The 17275-nt window shown below is 49.4% G+C and carries 17 protein-coding genes; 6 read left to right on the plus strand and 11 right to left on the minus strand.

Translation table 11 applies throughout. The features are described from left to right. The first annotated feature begins 255 nt into the window (after positions 1-255). On the plus strand, positions 256-2763 hold the full coding sequence (locus JFT56_RS03640) for a S8 family serine peptidase (RefSeq protein ID WP_198782358.1): 2508 nt from the start codon (positions 256-258) through the stop codon (positions 2761-2763). Positions 2764-2818: 55 nt separating this feature from the next. On the opposite strand, the gene JFT56_RS03645 is transcribed toward JFT56_RS03640, so the two are convergent. The 8 genes from JFT56_RS03645 to sfsA form a co-directional block, all read right to left on the minus strand. Beyond that, positions 2819-3328, minus strand: a complete 510-nt coding sequence (locus tag JFT56_RS03645; RefSeq protein ID WP_198782359.1) for a DUF4124 domain-containing protein — start codon at positions 3326-3328, stop codon at positions 2819-2821. 289 nt (positions 3329-3617) lie between these two features. Continuing rightward, the gene (gene panC, locus JFT56_RS03650; RefSeq protein ID WP_198782360.1) at positions 3618-4463 is read right to left on the minus strand and encodes a pantoate--beta-alanine ligase; all 846 of its coding nucleotides are present in this window, start codon (positions 4461-4463) and stop codon (positions 3618-3620) included. A gap of 27 nt (positions 4464-4490) precedes the next feature. Next, positions 4491-5285, minus strand: a complete 795-nt coding sequence (gene panB / locus JFT56_RS03655) for a 3-methyl-2-oxobutanoate hydroxymethyltransferase (protein WP_198782361.1) — start codon at positions 5283-5285, stop codon at positions 4491-4493. A 57-nt stretch (positions 5286-5342) separates the two neighbouring features. Next, positions 5343-5831 carry a 2-amino-4-hydroxy-6-hydroxymethyldihydropteridine diphosphokinase gene (gene folK, locus JFT56_RS03660; RefSeq protein ID WP_198782362.1) on the minus strand — a complete coding sequence of 163 codons (489 nt, stop codon included), beginning with the start codon at positions 5829-5831 and terminating at the stop codon, positions 5343-5345. Beyond that, on the minus strand, positions 5831-7327 hold the full coding sequence (locus tag JFT56_RS03665) for a polynucleotide adenylyltransferase PcnB (protein WP_198783489.1): 1497 nt from the start codon (positions 7325-7327) through the stop codon (positions 5831-5833). Before JFT56_RS03665 ends, folK begins: the two co-directional genes overlap by 1 nt. Before the next feature lie 149 nt (positions 7328-7476). Further along, positions 7477-8391 carry a tRNA glutamyl-Q(34) synthetase GluQRS gene (gene gluQRS, locus JFT56_RS03670; protein WP_198782363.1) on the minus strand — a complete coding sequence of 305 codons (915 nt, stop codon included), beginning with the start codon at positions 8389-8391 and terminating at the stop codon, positions 7477-7479. Between the two features lie 171 nt (positions 8392-8562). Continuing rightward, a complete protein-coding gene (gene dksA / locus JFT56_RS03675; protein WP_007644947.1) occupies positions 8563-9006 on the minus strand; it encodes an RNA polymerase-binding protein DksA in 444 nt (147 codons plus the stop codon). A 163-nt stretch (positions 9007-9169) separates the two neighbouring features. Beyond that, positions 9170-9874 carry a DNA/RNA nuclease SfsA gene (gene sfsA / locus JFT56_RS03680; RefSeq protein ID WP_198782364.1) on the minus strand — a complete coding sequence of 235 codons (705 nt, stop codon included), beginning with the start codon at positions 9872-9874 and terminating at the stop codon, positions 9170-9172. A 202-nt stretch (positions 9875-10076) separates the two neighbouring features. Between sfsA and pepB the strand changes: the two genes are divergently transcribed. The 3 genes from pepB (at position 10077) to JFT56_RS03695 (ending at position 12484) form a co-directional block, all read left to right on the plus strand. Next, positions 10077-11369 carry an aminopeptidase PepB gene (gene pepB, locus JFT56_RS03685; protein ID WP_198782365.1) on the plus strand — a complete coding sequence of 431 codons (1293 nt, stop codon included), beginning with the start codon at positions 10077-10079 and terminating at the stop codon, positions 11367-11369. 202 nt (positions 11370-11571) lie between these two features. Then, positions 11572-12081: a GNAT family N-acetyltransferase gene (locus JFT56_RS03690; protein WP_198782366.1), complete on the plus strand. Its 510-nt coding sequence runs from the start codon at positions 11572-11574 to the stop codon at positions 12079-12081. Between the two features lie 100 nt (positions 12082-12181). Beyond that, positions 12182-12484, plus strand: a complete 303-nt coding sequence (locus tag JFT56_RS03695) for a hypothetical protein (protein WP_198782367.1) — start codon at positions 12182-12184, stop codon at positions 12482-12484. Between the two features lie 277 nt (positions 12485-12761). Here the strand turns inward: JFT56_RS03695 and JFT56_RS03700 are convergent, their stop codons facing one another. From JFT56_RS03700 to JFT56_RS03710, 3 genes are all read right to left on the minus strand, one after another. Next, positions 12762-13649, minus strand: coding sequence for a phosphoribulokinase (locus JFT56_RS03700; protein WP_198782368.1), 888 nt, complete (start codon positions 13647-13649; stop codon positions 12762-12764). An 89-nt stretch (positions 13650-13738) separates the two neighbouring features. Beyond that, complete coding sequence (locus JFT56_RS03705) at positions 13739-13984, minus strand: YheU family protein (RefSeq protein ID WP_198782369.1); 246 nt, start codon at positions 13982-13984, stop codon at positions 13739-13741. A 22-nt stretch (positions 13985-14006) separates the two neighbouring features. Next, positions 14007-14978, minus strand: coding sequence for a hydrolase (locus JFT56_RS03710; protein WP_198782370.1), 972 nt, complete (start codon positions 14976-14978; stop codon positions 14007-14009). Positions 14979-15088: 110 nt separating this feature from the next. On the opposite strand from JFT56_RS03710, the gene JFT56_RS03715 reads away from it, so the two are divergent. After that, a complete protein-coding gene (locus JFT56_RS03715; protein ID WP_198782371.1) occupies positions 15089-15598 on the plus strand; it encodes a TAT leader-containing periplasmic protein in 510 nt (169 codons plus the stop codon). A gap of 78 nt (positions 15599-15676) precedes the next feature. Then, positions 15677-17272, plus strand: coding sequence for a GMC family oxidoreductase (locus JFT56_RS03720; RefSeq protein ID WP_198782372.1), 1596 nt, complete (start codon positions 15677-15679; stop codon positions 17270-17272). The last annotated feature ends 3 nt before the right edge of the window (positions 17273-17275 follow it).

The following is a 17275-nucleotide window of genomic DNA, read 5'->3' on the forward strand; positions in this document are numbered from 1 at the left end:
GGCTAATCAATTGAATCTAAATTTGTTTATCTAGGTTTTGCGATTAAATTGGGGGTTTTATCTAGCCAACTAGGTCTAGTAGTTAAGTCGTATTTACTCAGCGGCACCTTTTTAAAGTTGAAACATTATGGCAACAATTTGCAGGTAAACACGCCGGTTATTACCTTGTCAGTTCTCCTTGGCACTCTGTTATTGGAGGACTCTGCGGGATTGTGGTGCCGGAACCTCAAAGTAAAGGACTATAGGAAATTTGTTATGTCGATAAAACTCTCACCACTGGCCCTAGCAATTGCGGGTGCAATGACGTTTTCAGCGTTACCCGCAATGGCTAAGGATGCCCCTGTCTACGAAAAAGACTCGATTCTTGTGGTGTACAAAGACAATGCCACCAAGGCGGAGCGAACCGCTGCCCAGCGTTTGATCCGCGGCACTTTAACCGACGCTAATGCCGACGGCGTGGATGATAAATTCAGCCACCTATTAAACGGAAAATTAGCCCGTTTGGCACTGCGTAAAGGCGCCAATATTGAAGATGCCATTAAGGTCATCAGCCGTCATCCCGCAGTGAAATATGCCGAACCTAACTACATTCTCAAAGCGATTGGCACCCCGGATGACCCGAGCTTTACGAGCCTCTGGGGCATGAATAATACTGGCCAGAGCGGCGGCAGCGCCGACGCCGATATCGATGCGGTTGAAGCATGGAATATCACCACAGGGAGTGCCGATGTGGTAGTCGGTGTGATCGACACGGGTGTGGATTATAACCACATCGATCTGCAAGCCAATATGTGGGTCAATATGGGCGAAATTGCAGGCAATGGTGTGGATGACGATGGTAACGGTGTGGTCGATGATATTCACGGTTACAGCGCCGTAAATGATAACGGTAATCCAATGGATGGTAACGGTCACGGCACCCATGTATCAGGCACTATTGGTGCTAAGGGTAACAATGGTGTGGGTGTGGTTGGGGTAAACTGGGACGTGAAAATTGCGGCTTGCCAGTTCCTCGATGCCGATGGTTACGGCTCAACGGCGGGGGCTATTGCTTGTATTGATTACTTCACAAATTTAAAATTAAATCATGGTGTTGATATCAAAGCAACCAACAACTCTTGGGGTGGCGGTGGCTTCAGCCAAGCCCTGAAGGATGCAATAGATGCTGGTGGTGAGGCGGGGATTTTATTCGTTGCCGCGGCGGGTAACGATGCCGTCGATAATGATGTCAGCCCACACTATCCCTCAAGTTATGATTCCGATGTTGTGCTGTCTATCGCCAGTACCGATCGCAACGATCATATGTCTGATTTCTCCCAGTGGGGATTAACGAGTGTGGATATGGGCGCGCCTGGCTCGGCGATTTTGTCGACGGTTCCTGGTGGTGCTTACGCTACCTATTCCGGCACATCCATGGCGACGCCACATGTGACGGGCGCAGCGGCACTCGTGTGGGCGCTCAACCCAGACTTAACGCCAGTGGAGATGAAAGCACTCTTGATGGCCTCCGGCGATGCTAACGCCGATTTAACCGGTAAAACCGTCGCCGGAACCCGCCTCAATGTGGCAAATGCCCTCGAGCAGGCCAATCCCTCACCAAGTTATAAGTTCACTGTGTCACCAGCATCACAATCGGTCGAAGCGGGCAGCACAGCAAGCTATAACTTTAGTGTAGGCAGTGTAGCTGGTTGGGATGGTGACGTCGCACTGACGGTCAGTGTTTCACCTGCACTCGAAGGGGTTTCGTTATCTAGCTCAACCGTTTCTGCGGGTGGTTCATTTACCTTAGATGTTGCGACAAGCGCGCAAACCGCTTGGGGGAATTACAGCATTACCGTGACGGGCAATGATGGCGCGATCGAGAAGTCTAAAGTGGTTTCACTCAATGTGTTCCCACAGGGGTTAAATGACTTTAGCTACGGGAATGAAAACGCGGTGGCTATCCCAGATAGCAACAGCAATGGCATTGTAAGCACTATTGAAGTGGCTGATGATGTGCAGATTTTTGCTGTGACTGCCGATGTGAATATCAGTCATACTTGGATTGGTGATCTACGGGTGGTGTTAACCTCTCCAGCGGGAACTGAAGTCGTACTGCATAACCGTGATGGTGGCAGCGCCGACAATATCGTTAAGAGTTGGGATTTAAGTGCATTTGACGGTGAGAATGCACAGGGGACTTGGTCCTTAACTGTGGATGACAATGCCGCGGCTGACACGGGTACGCTCAACAACTGGGGCCTTGTTATCGGTGGTTTAGGCGAGGCTTCGCCCGCAGCACCCGTCGCTGGTTTTGGGTTTGCCGTCGAAGGGTTAAGTGTTGATTTTACGAACACTAGTACCGATGCAAACGATGATATCGTCAGCTATAGCTGGAACTTTGGTGATGGCTCAAGTTCAACAGAAATGAACCCAAGCCATGTGTTTGCCGCAGCGGGCACTTACACAGTCGCTTTAACTGTGACTGACGCGCAAGAGCACAGCAATACTGTCACCATGGAAGTGCAAGTCTATGCACACAGCATCAATGCTGAGGTCACGCGTGCATTAGTCTCACGCCGTGGCAGCGCTATGGTGGATATTGTTTGGGACAGCGCCTTAGGTGAAACCGTTGCGATTTATCGTGATGGTGAGCGGGTAGCGACCACTGAAAATGATGGTAACTACCGCGATCGTTTCACAACAACGGCCAGCAGCGTGACTTACCAAGTGTGCGAAACGGAAGGGACTTTGTGTTCAGCCCCTATCGTGGCTCAATTCTAAGGGTAAATTTTGAATACAAGGCGACCTTAGGGTCGCCTTTTCTATTACTGGAGATTTATTCGGGTTTAGGTTCAGTTTCGGTGAGGATTTGGGTTTTTCGGGCGGATAATTGCTGCATCACTGTATCGTTGTTGAGGATCAGCCCATTGAAGTGGTCATTAATATTATTCACTTGGCTGAGATAGTCCGGATCGTCTTTGGCTTTGTTGCGCCAATAGCGTTGACGCTCTAGCTTTTGCAGCTCGCTAATCTTAAGTATCTCGAAGTAGCTGTTTTCCTGCTTAAGGCGGTAGACTTCTCCGTCGAGTAATTGCAGTAGTTTTTCCCTAGAGAGGGTTTGATTATTTAGCAGGGCTTGCAGCGGATCGACTGGCTTATCTTGTTTGTCTGAATCAATTTCTGTGACTATACCCAGCTGATACTCAAGTTTGTGTTGGCTATATTCCTGCGGGCAGGCGGTTTGGCTAAAGACGACTTTATCGTCCTTACGGCATTTATAGACAGTATTGGCCTGAGTCACTGTCGGTAGCATAACGCAAATAAGGGTCAGTATGAGTCTAACCATTCGACTACAAATCCTTTGTATATTGGGTGATAGTTTAACTTATCGTATCGGCATGGTACTTGATTGAATTTGAGCCGTTGTACTATAAAAACACTATAGTTGGCGTGAGCCCATAACAGCAGGTTTAGTTGTTACTTAGTGTTAACATTAGCCATTACTATGGCGTAAGTTTAAGAATAACACCAGTTTTTTGACTATGGATATTTTTTGACGTTAGCCTTATTTAGCACCAAATTGGGATAAGGCATAAAAAAAGGAGCCTAAGCTCCTTTTCAGTGGGTTTGCACCATTAACGGTCAAACCTTAAGTTATCGATAAGGCGAGCCTTACCTAAATAAGCCGCCGCTAAAATCACCAGCGCTTTATCCTGAGGTTCTGCTTTGGCTAAGGTATCTGCGTGGCGCACTTCTAAGTAATCCGGCGTAAAGCCTGCCGCGACTAAGTTAGCCTTCGCGAGGTCAATGACCTGCTCGAACGTTTCACCCTGCAAAATCCCCTGTGCCATGGCATTTATGGCTTTTTTCAGTGCGGGCGCCGCCGCTTTTTCTTCGGCCGTTAAATAGCCATTACGCGAGCTCATGGCAAGGCCAGAGTCTTCCCGTATGGTATCTACTCCTATGATTTCAATCGGTAATGATAAATCTTCAACCATAGTTTTGATCACTAATAGCTGTTGATAATCTTTATTACCAAATAGGGCGACATCGGGTTGCACTATGTTGAAAAGTTTACAGACGATAGTAGCAACACCGCGGAAATGCCCAGGACGGCTTGCGCCGCAGAGCACATCGGAAATGCCTGGCACTTCGACATAGGTTTGTTGCGCCAATCCCTTAGGATAGATAATGGCAGGCGTTGGCGTGAATAACAGCTTCGCCCCCGCAGCCATGAGTGCTTGGCTGTCGGCTTCCAGTGTGCGTGGGTAGGCATCGAGGTCTTCGTTTTGGCCAAATTGCATTGGATTGACGAAAATCGATACCACCACATGGTCACACTTTTGTGCCGCTTGCTTCACTAAAGTGATATGTCCCTGATGGAGATTGCCCATGGTGGGCACAAAGGCGACTGTCTCGCCCTTGGCACGCCATGCACGCACTTGGGTGCGAATATCATCAATATGGGCGCTAGTGATCATTGGGCCTTACCTTGCATAAATCGGTTATTAGTTAAAAGTGTGCTCGTCGCCGGGGAATATTCCTTGGGCAACTTCATCGATATAAGCACGCACGGCCGAGCGGATTTCGCCGGTTTGTTTTAGGTAGTTTTTCGAGAATCGTGGAATATAACCACTTGAAATACCTAGCACATCATGCATTACTAAAATTTGCCCATCGGTCGATGCGCCGGCGCCAATGCCAATCACTGGAATGGTTAAGGCTTGGGTGATCGCCGCTGCGAGTGGCGCTGGAATGCATTCTACAACCAAAAGTTGAGCACCGGCTGCTTCGAGTGCCTTAGCTTCATCGAGGATGCGCTGGGCATTTTCGGCATCGCGGCCTTGGACTTTAAAGCCACCAAATACATGGACTGACTGAGGGGTTAAACCTAAGTGAGCGCACACGGGAATACCGCGTTCGGTGAGCTTAGTGACGGTTTCAAGTAACCAGTGGCCACCTTCAACTTTGACCATATTAGCGCCCGCCTGCATTAGCTCAGTGGCGTTCACCATAGCTTGTTCTGGCGTGGCGTAACTCATAAAGGGCATATCGGCGATCAGCAGAGCACGTTCGATACCGCGGCGAACACAGCGGGTGTGGTAGGCGATATCGGCCGTGGTCACGGGCAAGGTATCATCATGGCCTTGGAGAACCATTCCCAAAGAGTCGCCGACGAGCAGTACATCGACACCTTCGCCATCGAAGGCGCTGGCAAAACTGGCATCATAGGCTGTCAGTGCCGTGAATTTTCTACCTTCCTGTTTGTATTTCAACAGGGTTGAGCTAGTAATTTTAGACATATGGATGATCTTCAAACCAAAATAGAAGTGGTGTTATAAGCTAACTGGGGACGGACTTCAATGATCAATGCCCAGTAGTTGTAACTCGGCCAAGATATTTTCACTGATAAGGCTGCTAAGGGCAGTTTTGCAGGGCAGGATAAGATCGGGAGCGATGGCGGCCAGAGGGACCAACACAAAACTGCGCTCCTTCATACCGTAATGGGGGACTTTAAGCCTAGGTTCATCGATGATTTCATCGCCATATAACAGCAAGTCGAGATCTAAGGTTCTTGGCCCCCAGCGTTCTTTACGTACTCGTCCCTGCGTGTTTTCAATCTGTTGCAGGGCATCGAGTAGGGCCAACGGTGCGAGATCCGTTTCAAAACTGGCTACCGCATTGACATAATCTGGCTGGACGACATCCCCCATGGGCGCCGAGCAATAATAGGGGGAAACCTTTAGGCTATTTCCCAGCGCAAGGGCGGACAAGGCGGCGGTGGCATTGTCCAATTGCGTCTTAGGATCCTCAAGATTAGCCCCTAGGGCGACAAACACTCGGGTCATTATTCTGCTGCGTTCGCTTTAGGTGCGCTGGGACGACGGCGACGGCGCTGGGTGGCGTTGCGATTGCGATTCCCAGGTGCCTTATTACCGCTGCGCGCAATGGTTAAACGCTCGCTTTCATCGGCTTCGACAAACTGTTGCCACCAGGCAGCACTCTTAGCGACATTACCGCCCTCGGCTTCGCCTCTAAGTAATAGTAAGTCGTAGGCGGCCCTAAACTTTGGATGTTCCATCAGTTTAAAGGCGCGGGTACCTTGGCTGCGGTCAAAGCGTAGCTGTAACTGCCAAATGTCCTTCGCTGGCGTACTAAAACGGCGTGGAATACTGATGGTTTGGCATTGCTGCTCCATCACATCGCCCATGGCGGCGAAAAAGGCATCGTATAAGGTTAAACCGCTTTCAACGGCGATATCTTCGGCGCGTTGACGCAGTGGATACCAAAGAATGGCGGCATAGAAGAAGGAAGGGGTAACGGGTTTATCTTCGTTTACCCGGGTGTCAGTGCTCTTCATGATGGCTTGCACCATCTTCATCGCTGGACCCTTGGGATCTTCTTTGAGTATCGCATCGACCTGTGGAAACAGCGGCGCGAATAACTTGTATTCCTGCATCAGTTCGAAGTTGGCTAAGGCTTTGCCTGCAAAGAAGAGTTTTAGCACTTCTTCGTACATGCGCGCGGCGGGAATGTCCTTTAACAGCGGAGCCAACTGTTTGATAGGCTTAGCTGTGACTTCTTCGATACTCATGCTGAGTTTAGTGGCGAAACGCACCGCCCTGAGCATACGCACGGGATCTTCACGGTAACGGGTTTCAGGATCGCCAATCAGCCTTAAGGTGCCGGCTTTGAGGTCGCTCATACCACCGCCGTAGCAGCGGATGGAGTAATCGCTGATATCGTAGTAGAGGGCATTTACTGTAAAGTCGCGGCGCTCGGCATCTTCATCAATTTCGCCATAGACGTTGTCGCGCAGTAAGCGGCCTTCAGCATTGGCCTTAGAGACTTTTTCGTTGCTTTCACCGTGGTGACCACGGAAAGTCGCCACTTCTATTACATCGCGGCCAAAGACGATATGGGCAAGGCGGAAACGGCGGCCTACGACGCGGCAATTGCGAAACAGTTTTTTGATTTCCTCTGGCGTTGCGTTGGTCACAACGTCGAAATCCTTTGGTTCGAGCCCGAGGAGTAAATCACGCACACCGCCACCGACCAAATAGGCTTGAAAGCCAGATTTATTTAGTCTGTACAATACTTTAAGTGCATTTTCGCTAATTTGTTTGCGGGAGATGGAATGGGCATCTCTTGGCACTAACTCCAAGCTTAAGGTACCGGAAGAAACTTCAGGGATTTGGGGTTCAATCTGAGCTGGAGTCGGAGCGGTCGTTTTAGGCGCGTCTTCAAATAGCTGCTTGCAGAATTGGCTGATACGGCGAAAAATGGGACACCTCGAAATGTGATCTGTTATGTGATTAAAAATCTGGCGGCTATCATATACCAATTGTCGCCCAATGGGTATATCGCTATGTTTACCCAAGACCAAGAGTCCTGCTGTTGATCACAGTCATTTGTATCTTTTGAACGCAGTCATTTGTCTCCGCTGAACACTGCGATTTATTTAAGATAAAGCCTGCTCAGTATTGAATGGCTTTAGGGCTCAATCAGTATCTCGGCTTGTTTAGGAATGGCTGATAACTGAAATTGGGCCACGGCCTGCTCAAGCATTTGTGCCACAGAGCCGCAGGTTTCAACGCGCCTTTGCCCTAAAAACGCCAGTGCCGCATTTAGACTGGCTTGGGGATGTTGTTTATCTATGGCCTGTGCATGGTTTTGTTTTGAAAGTTTAAATCCAGGTGTCAGGCAGGCGAGTGGCAAATGTAGCCACTCGGGCGCCGTTAAACCAAAGGTCTGATATAGGCTCAATTGACGACAACTGGCCTCGATTAAATCACAACCACGCACGACTTCGGTGATCCCCTGATAGGCGTCATCCAGCACTACTGCGAGCTGATAGGCATACAAGCCATCGCTGCGCTTAATGATAAAATCCTCCGCGGCAAATGGGGTATCGACACAGATATGACCCATTAAGTTGTCATCAAATTCTTGCACTTGCGCCGTATTGACTATCCGCACCGCCCCCGAACTAACCACATTGGCAGCCTTGGCCTGTGATAACCGGTGACAACGGCCATCGTAGATGCCCCCCATAGATTGAATGAGTTTGCGACTACATTGGCAGAAATAGGCTTTATCCTGGGTCAGTAAAAGATCTATGTGTGACTGGTAGGCCTCTGTGCGCTGGCTTTGATAGAGCACTGCGCCATCCCACTCCAAACTATAGGCTTCTAAGGTGCGTAAAATATCGTCCGCAGCACCTTTAACCTCCCGAGGGGGATCGATATCTTCGATGCGGATAAGCCATTGACCACCGAGGGAGCGGGCCCGTAAATAGCTACCAAGGGCGGCGATCAGTGAGCCAAAATGCAGTGCACCCGAGGGGGAGGGCGCAAAACGGCCGACATAGGGTCGGTTAGGAGTATCAAGCGTTAATGGCATAGGCATAAGATCTAGGCTGAGTGTCGGAATCGCGCTAGCAAAAGTGCGGGTATTTTAGAGGGACACAAAGATAAAAGCGAATCGGGGAATAAAATGAAGTGAGCGTGGCTTAAACTAGATGAATTACCTAGCCTTTAAAAACAAGTAGGCGGGGGAGTCCCCGCCCAGTTTGGCAGCTTAACCCGCCATTTGCTTTTCTTTGATCTCTGCAAGGGTTTTACAGTCGATACACTGATCGGCTGTTGGACGCGCTTCGAGACGGCGGATGCCGATTTCGATACCGCAGGAATCACAGAAGCCGAAATCGTCTTCTTCGATTTTTTGCAGTGTTTTTTCGATCTTCTTGATCAGCTTACGTTCTCTGTCGCGGGCACGAAGTTCGAGACTGAACTCTTCTTCCTGCGCTGCACGGTCAACAGGATCGGGAAAGTTTGCTGCTTCATCCTGCATGTGACTCAGAGTACGGTCGACCTCTTCACGCAACTGATTGCGCCAAGCTTCAAGAATTGTCTTGAAGTGACCCAGTTGCTTAGCGTTCATATACTCCTCACCCGGCTTTTCCTGGTAGGGACTTACACCTGCGATAGCGAGTACGCCAAGTTTTTTGGTGCCTTCAGGCATAACGCATCTCCTGTAATCATTTGCGTTTGTAGGGCGTCCTTAAGAACGGCCGCTATCTATATCAGAATCTTTACAACGAGGCAAATTTTTCAGTTCGCCGTCATTGAAATTTATGACTATGTTCGCTAATTGAATTTAATTTTAAATTTACTGGATCTTAACATCATACTCGGACTGGGCATGCTTGGGCTAGGTGTATCTCTGTGGGGGATATTTCGCAGCGATAGGCCAAGACCTCCACTCCCGCTAAAGCCGCCATTTTCAGTAGCTTAGCATATTCAGGGTCGATATGTTCCGCGGGGGCGACACTGTGGATCTGTGTGTGTTGTACGACAAAAAGCAACACAGCCCTGTGTCCAAGGTTGACCATTTGTATCAATTCCCGCAAATGTTTTTGGCCGCGTAGACTCACCGCATCGGGGAAATAGCCTTGCTCCCCTTCGAGTAAAGTACAACTTTTGACTTCTATATAACAGGCGGGTTTTTGAGCACCCTCGAGCAATAGATCGATGCGGCTATTTTCATCCCCATATTTGACTTCGCGCCTTAGGCTGTCATAACCCGAGAGTTCGCTGATTATGCCCTGCTTAATCGCTTCTTCCACCAGTGCATTGGCATTTCCCGAATGTATGCCAATGAGCCCACCCTCTGGGGTGCCCATCAGCTCCCAGGTGTGGGCATATTTGCGTTTAGGATTGGCGGAGGTTGAGAACCAGACCGGCTCGCCGGGAAAGAGGCAATTGCGCATCGAGCCCGTATTGGGGCAGTGGATGGTGATTTCCGTGCCATCGGCAAGTGCGATGTCGGCGAGAAAGCGCTTGTAACGCCTGAGTAATTTTCCCTGCATTAGTGCTGGAGTAAAGCGCATGCCCTTAACCTATCTCGATAATCATTAGCCCCAAAGACTAGCAAATTTCGCAAATGTTTACAGATTTTACCTGAGTAACTTCCGGCAATCGCTTTGCGTCGCAGGCGGCTAGCAGTACACTGCGGCGATAAAGTTTGTTCTGATTGCTGATTGATTGTGCTGATTGATTATTCTAAAACGAATCGAAAAATAAGGATCCCTAATGAGTGAACTAAAAGTGACTGACATAATGCAAGTGCGACTCACAAAAGAAACTGCCGCAGCCCACTGGGGCAAGGCCGATGTGACTTTCAGCGTCGAAGGGGCGCAAATTCATTTAGCGGGTGGTGATGAGCTGCGCCAAATTCAAATGGCGGCGCGTAAGCTACGTAGCCAAGGTATTAGCAGCGTTGCATTGGAAGGACAGCTTTGGGATCTGAATAGCCAGTGGGTGTTCGCCCAAGGTTTTGCAACCGCGAAAACGGGCTATCAAATTCAATGGTGTGGTGATGATGCGGTGCAAGCCGAATTACAGCGCCGACTCGACGTCGCGACCTTTGCCCGTCAACTGATCAACGATACGCCTGAAAACCTATCGCCAGTGAAACTGGCCCAACAAGCGGCCAAATGGTTAGCCGATATCGGTGGTGCTAAGGTCAGCTATCGGATTATCGAAGGCGAAGCGCTGCTCGAAGAACAATGGATTGGTATCCATGCTGTGGGCCGCGGCAGTGAGCGTCCACCGGCGATGTTAGAGTTAGATTTCAACCCATTAGCCGCCGATGCGCCAGTGTCTGTTGCGCTTGTGGGTAAAGGCATCACCTTCGACTCAGGCGGCTACAGCATCAAAGCCTCCGAAGGCATGTTAGGTATGAAGTGCGATATGGGCGGCGCGGCGACAGTCACAGCCGCACTCGGTTTGGCGATTAAATCTGGCCTAAATAAGCGGGTTAAACTCTTCTTATGTTGCGCTGAAAACCTGATCAGTGGCCGCGCTTACAAACTTGGCGATATCCTGACCTACAAAAATGGTGTGACAGTGGAAGTGGTCAATACAGATGCGGAAGGTCGTTTAGTGCTGGCCGATGGTCTGCAAGCGGCCTCTGCTACAGGTGCGCCTTTCATTATCGACGCCGCGACCCTGACTGGCGCCGCTGTGATGGCAGTAGGTTCAAACTACAACGCGATTTTCTCGCCACAGGCAGAGATTTTACAATTGGCGCAGCAAAAGGCGGCGAGTGTGGCCGAACGCGTATGGCCGCTACCACTGGACCCTTGGCATAAAGAGATGTGTCCATCGGCCTATGCTGATACCGCGAACAGTCGTCCGGTCAAAGGCGGCGGCGCAGGTGGCGCTTCCAATGCGGCGGGCTTCCTGTGGCGCTTTGTATCACCCGAAGCTCAATGGCTACATGTCGATTTAGCGGGTGCTTTTGAAGATTCGGCTTCAGCACTGTGGGGCGCGGGCGCCACCACCCACGGCGTATTGACTATCAGTGAACTGATTAAAGCTTAAGAATGGCTCAAAGCTTAATAACTGCTAAAAGCTTATGACTAACCATAAGCTAGGCTAGTGCAGAGCTTTAAGTTTCCACAGCCTTGATGTAAAACCGCCTTCGGGCGGTTTTTTATTAGGTGAAATGCTAGTCCAATCATTTACTTGGTGTTTATACGGCTTCATGGCATGTTACGGCAGAGATGTTTTATCAGGAAACGTGATGATAACAATACGAAAAGCGACTAAGGCGGATGCGCAGTCCTGCTGGGATATCCGCAATGCCGCCATCAATAAAGGCTGCGCCGGATTTTATGCCGCAGGCGATCTGCAAATTTGGACCGCAGGCGAACTGACCGAGCAGTTTAGCCGTATCGTTGATGCCCATTTTTATCTGGCTGAACTACTTACGGAGAAATCGCCGGATAAAAAAGTCGTAGGCACAGCTATGCTAGATGCGCCCTATGCCCAGTTAGAAGCGCTGTTTGTTTCCCCCGATGCCATGAGGCTCGGAGTGGGTAAGGCGCTGTTACAATTTATTGAAAATATGGCTTTTAATCAGGGGATTGCCCAACTCAGGCTGGAATCGACCTTGAATGCGGTGGATTTTTATCGCCACTGTGGTTTTGGTGGTGAAGGTTTGGAGGAGGAGTCAATCTACTGCTCACCCCGGGGGATCGCCTTAGAGTGTATGGTGATGTATAAGAATCTAGAACGGCCTTCGGCATGCTAGGACGTTCGGATGACGGCACGCAGCAAGCTGCTACAGAACGTCACTTCGTGACTCACGGTTTACCGAACGGGCTTTGCTCTTACGGTGAGCGCAGCGTTCTGTGAGTGAGTTTACGAACGTTCTGTTTTCCGAGAACCGCTCTTGGCATATTCAAGGGAATCAACGGATCAAGCATGGAGGCGGAATTAACTCTAAAGACTTAAAGGTTGCTGACATACACAAGGGAATCAGCGGATCAAGCATGGATGTGGAATTAACACTTAATAAGGAGGTTGCTGACATACTCAAGGGAATCAGCGGATCAAGCATGGAGGCGGAATTAACACTTCATAAGGAGGTTGCTGACATACTCAAGGGAATCAACAGATCAAGCATGGATGTGGGATTAACTCTGAAGACTTAATGTTTTAGATGAGGTTGCTGACATATTCAAGGGAATCAACGGATCAAGCATGGATGCGGAATTAACTATCCATAAAAGGTTGCTGACATACTCAAGGGAATCAACAGATCAAGATGGGGGAATTAACTCCCAAGAGTATGCCAACTATCGTTCTTTCGCCTGAAATCCCGATGCCGACAAGAGTAACTTCTATGGCTTAAATCAAGCTTAATCCATTGCTAAAAAAGACTTTATTTCATTAGCCTTTAGTCAAATCCCTCTGAAAATACGCGCTAGCTTAAGTCGCCTCTGGGGTATTAAGTTGTTGGCGTTTTTCCATCAGATCTTTAATTAGCGGCGTGAGAATCAACTCCATGGCGAGGGACATTTTACCGCCGGGGACAACAAGTGTGTTAACCCGCGACATAAAAGAGCCTTGGATCATACTCAGGAAAAAGGGGAAATCGACATTGTTGATGCCGCGGAAACGGATCACCACAAAGCTCTCGTCTAGGCTCGGAATATCTTTTGCACTGAAAGGGTTAGAGGTATCCACCGTCGGCACCCGTTGAAAGTTGATATGGGTGCGGGAAAACTGCGGTGTCATATGCTTAATGTAATCGTCCATACTGCGGACAATCGAGCCCATGACCTTTTCGCGGCTATGGCCGCGCTCCGAGGTGTCGCGAATAATTTTTTGGATCCACTCTAAGTTAACAATGGGCACCATGCCGATAAGCAAATCCACATGTTGGGCGACATTGGCATCCGCCGTCACTACGCCGCCGTGCAGACCTTCGTAATAGAGCATATCGGTATTTTCAGGGAGTGGCCGCCATTGGGTAAAAGTGCCGGGCATTTGATTAAAGGGCACTGCCTCGTCAAAGGTGTGCAAATAGCTGCGGGTTTCACCTTGGCCTGTGGCGCTGTAATCGCGAAAGCATTGTTCTAAACGGGCAAAGTTATTGGCCTCAGGGCCGAAGTAACTGAGGTTGCGGTTTTCGGCCTGGGATTTGCGGATCATCACTTCCATTTCGGCGCGGGTGTAATGGTGAAAACTGTCCCCCTCGACAAAGGCGGCATTGATCCCGAGTTGGCGAAAAATATGGCTAAAGGCCGTCGTCGTTGTAGTGGTTCCAGCACCGGACGAGCCAGTAACTGCAATAATGGGATGTTTTGCTGACATTTTTTCTACCTAGCTGGGAACCAAAAGAGCCGCTTATGGCAAGCGATAAAACCACGAGTTCTATTTATACGGTACAGTGGCTGTGTGGGTCAATCTTGCCGTTTGGTAATTTGATCCGCCGAGCGTATGGCAAAGGATTCGTCATCCTCACTGTATTCTAACACTAGCTTACCTTGCTTAAGTGCTTGTTGACATTGAACTATCGCTTGGGATAATTCCTGCTCATCGAGGCTAGCAAAGCTGCCATCCTCCACTTGGCCAAACAGATATTCACGGATCAAATTGACCAATGTTTCATTTGGCAGTTGTAAAAGGGCTTCATAGGGAACAAGCATAGGGTTTCCTTGTGGCAAAGCGTTAATGACCATCGCCAAGTAAAAAATCTAAAATGCGCCGTTCGAGAAAGTAACGGGGTTTCCATGGGGTGCCACCTTCGATAAAGCCGACATGGCCACCATAGGCGTGTAATTCATATTCAACATGTTCAGACACTTGGCTAGGATGCGGAATGACATCGTCTGTCATAAAGGGATCGTCCTTGGCGTGCAGTATCAGTGTGGGTTTTGTGATACGGCTAACAAAGGGCAACCCACTGGCTCGGGCATAGTAGTCATCAACACCCGCAAAACCGTGTAGTGGCGCTGTGACTTTGTCATCGAAGTCATAAAAGGTATGCAGTTGGGCGACTTGCATCTGACTTAGGGAAATCGTATCGGCCAAATCCGGATCGGCTAATTTTTGGCTAATTTTTTGTTGTAACTGTTTGATTAAATGGCTTTGATACACTTTTGAAAAGCCATTCTCTAAGCGTTTAGCGCAGGCCGATAATTGTAGCGGCGCCGAGACGACGACGGCTCGGGTCAATAGGCTGTCGTCTTGATATTCGCCCTGGTATTTAGTCAATACATTGCCACCTAAACTGTAACCTACGGCGAGTAGAGGTGATTGTGGATAGGTTTGTTGCAGTTTCAATAGGCTAAACTGCAAATCATCCGTATCTCCGCTGTGGTAACTGCGGGCGAGGCGATTGCTTTCACCGGAACAACTTCTATGGTGATGCACTACCGCGGTGAGTTGTTTCTCCTTGCAGGCGAGGAGTAAGCGTCTGGCATAATGTGACTGGGAACTTCCCTCTAAACCATGGATGATCACCACAATTGGCGCGCTTTCCTGCGGGGAGCCTTGCCAGTCTAGATCGATAAAATCCCCATCGGGTAGCTCTAGGCGTTGCCTCTGCAGCACAGGTTTGGCCACTTTAGTGAAGACGGGCAAAATCGTTTGTATATGGGGACTCTTGGCCCACCAAGGCGGCATAAAGGTATTTAGCATGGGATTTTATCTTGGTATCGACTATTGCTGAAAATTAAAACGTATGTTTAATTTAGATCCGCGGCTATTGTAGCACAATTGTTTATCACTAAACGTTTTAGGAGAACGAGATGAATAGACGTACCTTTTTACTGGGCACGTTTGCCGGAACGGCGGCATTAGCCCTAGGGGTCAACCTCTATTCTCCGGAGTTTAGTGTGCCCGATGAGGATGAGGCTAAAGATTACCGTCTGTTATTTAGCGTGCTCTTGCCTGTGATGCTTGAAGGGGCGCTCCCCGATGTGGCGACTCACAAACTGGCGGCGCAAAACCGTACCTTAGATGCCATCAACCAATCGATTTCTGTGCTGCCGGATGAGCAGCAGGCCGAGTTATTTGAACTCTTAGCTATGCTCGAGAATCGTTTGGGGCTATTGGTGTTGACCTCGAGTATGACGCCACTGCTGCTGCGCTCCCCCGCCGAGTTAACCCAAATGCTCGAAAGTTGGCGTCACAGCTATTTTGTCCTCTTGCAAACGGCTTATTTAGGTTTGAGGGAACTGGTGATGGCAAGTTATTACGCTTGCCCCGAACATTGGAGTCGTCTGCACTATGCCAAGCCAGAATTATTTAAGTCCTAAAGCGGTTTTGCATTATTAAAACCAACACAGTCCACATCAATCGAGAGCAAGACTTCCCGCGGCAATGGAGCACATAACTTGGCAATCATAGATCCCATAGTGAATGGTTTAAATTCGGGTTGGTTACATACCGATGCCAGTCAACTACAAGAAAATCAAAACTTTGAGGCTGATGTTATCATTGTCGGTACGGGTGCAGGTGGTGGTGTGGCGGCTGAAATCCTCACCCAAGCCGGACTTAGCGTGATCATGATTGAGGCGGGGCCGCTAAAATCTTCTAGCGATTTTAATATGGAAGAGCGGACCGCCTATCCCAATTTGTACCAGCAGGCGGCGGCGATGAAAACCGCCGACAAGGCCATTGGCATTTTTCAGGGCCGCGCCGTAGGTGGTTCGACAACGGTGAATTGGACGACCTCGATTCGTACCCCGACTGAGGCTTTGGCCTTTTGGGAGCAACATAAGTCGGTTGCAGGATTAAATCGTGAGAGTTTAGATCCCTGGTTTGAGCAGATGGAACAACGGCTTAATATCCATGAGTGGAATTACGAACCCAATCGTAATAACGGGGCATTGAAGCAGGGCTGCATCAATCTAGGCTGGGATTACACTGTTATCAAACGCAATGTGGCGGGGTGTTGGAATACGGGATATTGCGGCATGGGCTGCCCCGTCAATGCGAAACAATCTATGTTAGTCACCACCATTCCTGCGGCATTGGACAAAGGTGCGCAGCTGATCAGTCGGGCAAGAGTCGTTAAGATTGAGCACCACAATGGCCAAGTGTTTGCGTTAAAGGCGCAGGCGCTGGATGTGAATTTAAGGCCCACTGACATTGAGCTGCTATTTAAAGCTAAGCATTATATTTTGAGTGCTGGCGCTATCCACACACCGACCCTGATGATGCGCTCCCAAGTGCCCGATCCCCATAGTTTATTGGGCAAACGTACCTTTTTACACCCTACGTTGCTCTCTGGCGGCGTATTTGGCGATGCGATAAATGCCCATAGTGGCGCTCCCCAGTCTATCTACTCCGATGAATTTGTATGGCGGGATGGCGCGGAGGGGGAACTGGGGTACAAACTCGAAGTTCCACCCGTGCATCCAATATTAATATCTTCAAAAACATTGGGCTATGGCACGAGCCACGCCGAGTTAATGTCGCAATTTAACCAATTGCAGGTCACTATTGCCTTAGTGAGAGATGGCTATCACCCCGATAGTCAAGGTGGGCAAGTGCATTTGACGTCGACGGGTTTTACCTTGGATTACCCACTGACCGATGCGTTTTGGCGGGCGGCGCGGCGCGCCTATGCCAGCATGGCGGAATTACAATTTTCAGCAGGGGCATTAAAAGTGCTGCCGATCAGTGATGGAATGCCCTATCTCACCTCTTGGCAGGATGCCAAAGAAAGTATTGCCCAGATGTCACTTGCCCCACTGCGTACCGTAGTTGCATCGGCCCATGTGATGGGCGGCTGCCCCTTTGGTGAAGATGAAAAGCTTTCAATGGTTAATAGTTACGGCCAGTCGCACTATCTTGAAAATCTGTCGGTGATGGATGGCTCTATTTTCCCCACCAGTCTTGGCGCTAATCCGCAGTTGTCGATTTATGGCATTACCGCCCGTAATGCCACCGCATTGGCGCAAAGGCTAACCGATGGCAAAAGGTGATTG

Origin of the sequence: Shewanella putrefaciens, from assembly GCF_016406305.1 — a bacterium.
Classification (GTDB): domain Bacteria; phylum Pseudomonadota; class Gammaproteobacteria; order Enterobacterales; family Shewanellaceae; genus Shewanella; species Shewanella putrefaciens_C.

Excerpts from the sequence above, each read along its gene's own strand:
- folK (WP_198782362.1), bottom strand. The coding sequence starts at position 5,831 with ATGACCCGAGTGTTTGTCGCCCTAGGGGCTAATCTTGAGGATCCTAAG.
- JFT56_RS03715 (WP_198782371.1), top strand. The coding sequence starts at position 15,089 with ATGAATAGACGTACCTTTTTACTGGGCACGTTTGCCGGAACGGCGGCA.
- panC (WP_198782360.1), bottom strand. The coding sequence starts at position 4,463 with ATGATCACTAGCGCCCATATTGATGATATTCGCACCCAAGTGCGTGCA.
- JFT56_RS03705 (WP_198782369.1), bottom strand. The coding sequence starts at position 13,984 with ATGCTTGTTCCCTATGAAGCCCTTTTACAACTGCCAAATGAAACATTG.
- JFT56_RS03710 (WP_198782370.1), bottom strand. The coding sequence starts at position 14,978 with ATGCTAAATACCTTTATGCCGCCTTGGTGGGCCAAGAGTCCCCATATA.
- sfsA (WP_198782364.1), bottom strand. The coding sequence starts at position 9,874 with ATGCGCTTTACTCCAGCACTAATGCAGGGAAAATTACTCAGGCGTTAC.
- pepB (WP_198782365.1), top strand. The coding sequence starts at position 10,077 with ATGAGTGAACTAAAAGTGACTGACATAATGCAAGTGCGACTCACAAAA.
- JFT56_RS03700 (WP_198782368.1), bottom strand. The coding sequence starts at position 13,649 with ATGTCAGCAAAACATCCCATTATTGCAGTTACTGGCTCGTCCGGTGCT.
- JFT56_RS03640 (WP_198782358.1), top strand. The coding sequence starts at position 256 with ATGTCGATAAAACTCTCACCACTGGCCCTAGCAATTGCGGGTGCAATG.
- gluQRS (WP_198782363.1), bottom strand. The coding sequence starts at position 8,391 with ATGCCTATGCCATTAACGCTTGATACTCCTAACCGACCCTATGTCGGC.
- panB (WP_198782361.1), bottom strand. The coding sequence starts at position 5,285 with ATGTCTAAAATTACTAGCTCAACCCTGTTGAAATACAAACAGGAAGGT.
- dksA (WP_007644947.1), bottom strand. The coding sequence starts at position 9,006 with ATGCCTGAAGGCACCAAAAAACTTGGCGTACTCGCTATCGCAGGTGTA.
- JFT56_RS03690 (WP_198782366.1), top strand. The coding sequence starts at position 11,572 with ATGATAACAATACGAAAAGCGACTAAGGCGGATGCGCAGTCCTGCTGG.
- JFT56_RS03645 (WP_198782359.1), bottom strand. The coding sequence starts at position 3,328 with ATGGTTAGACTCATACTGACCCTTATTTGCGTTATGCTACCGACAGTG.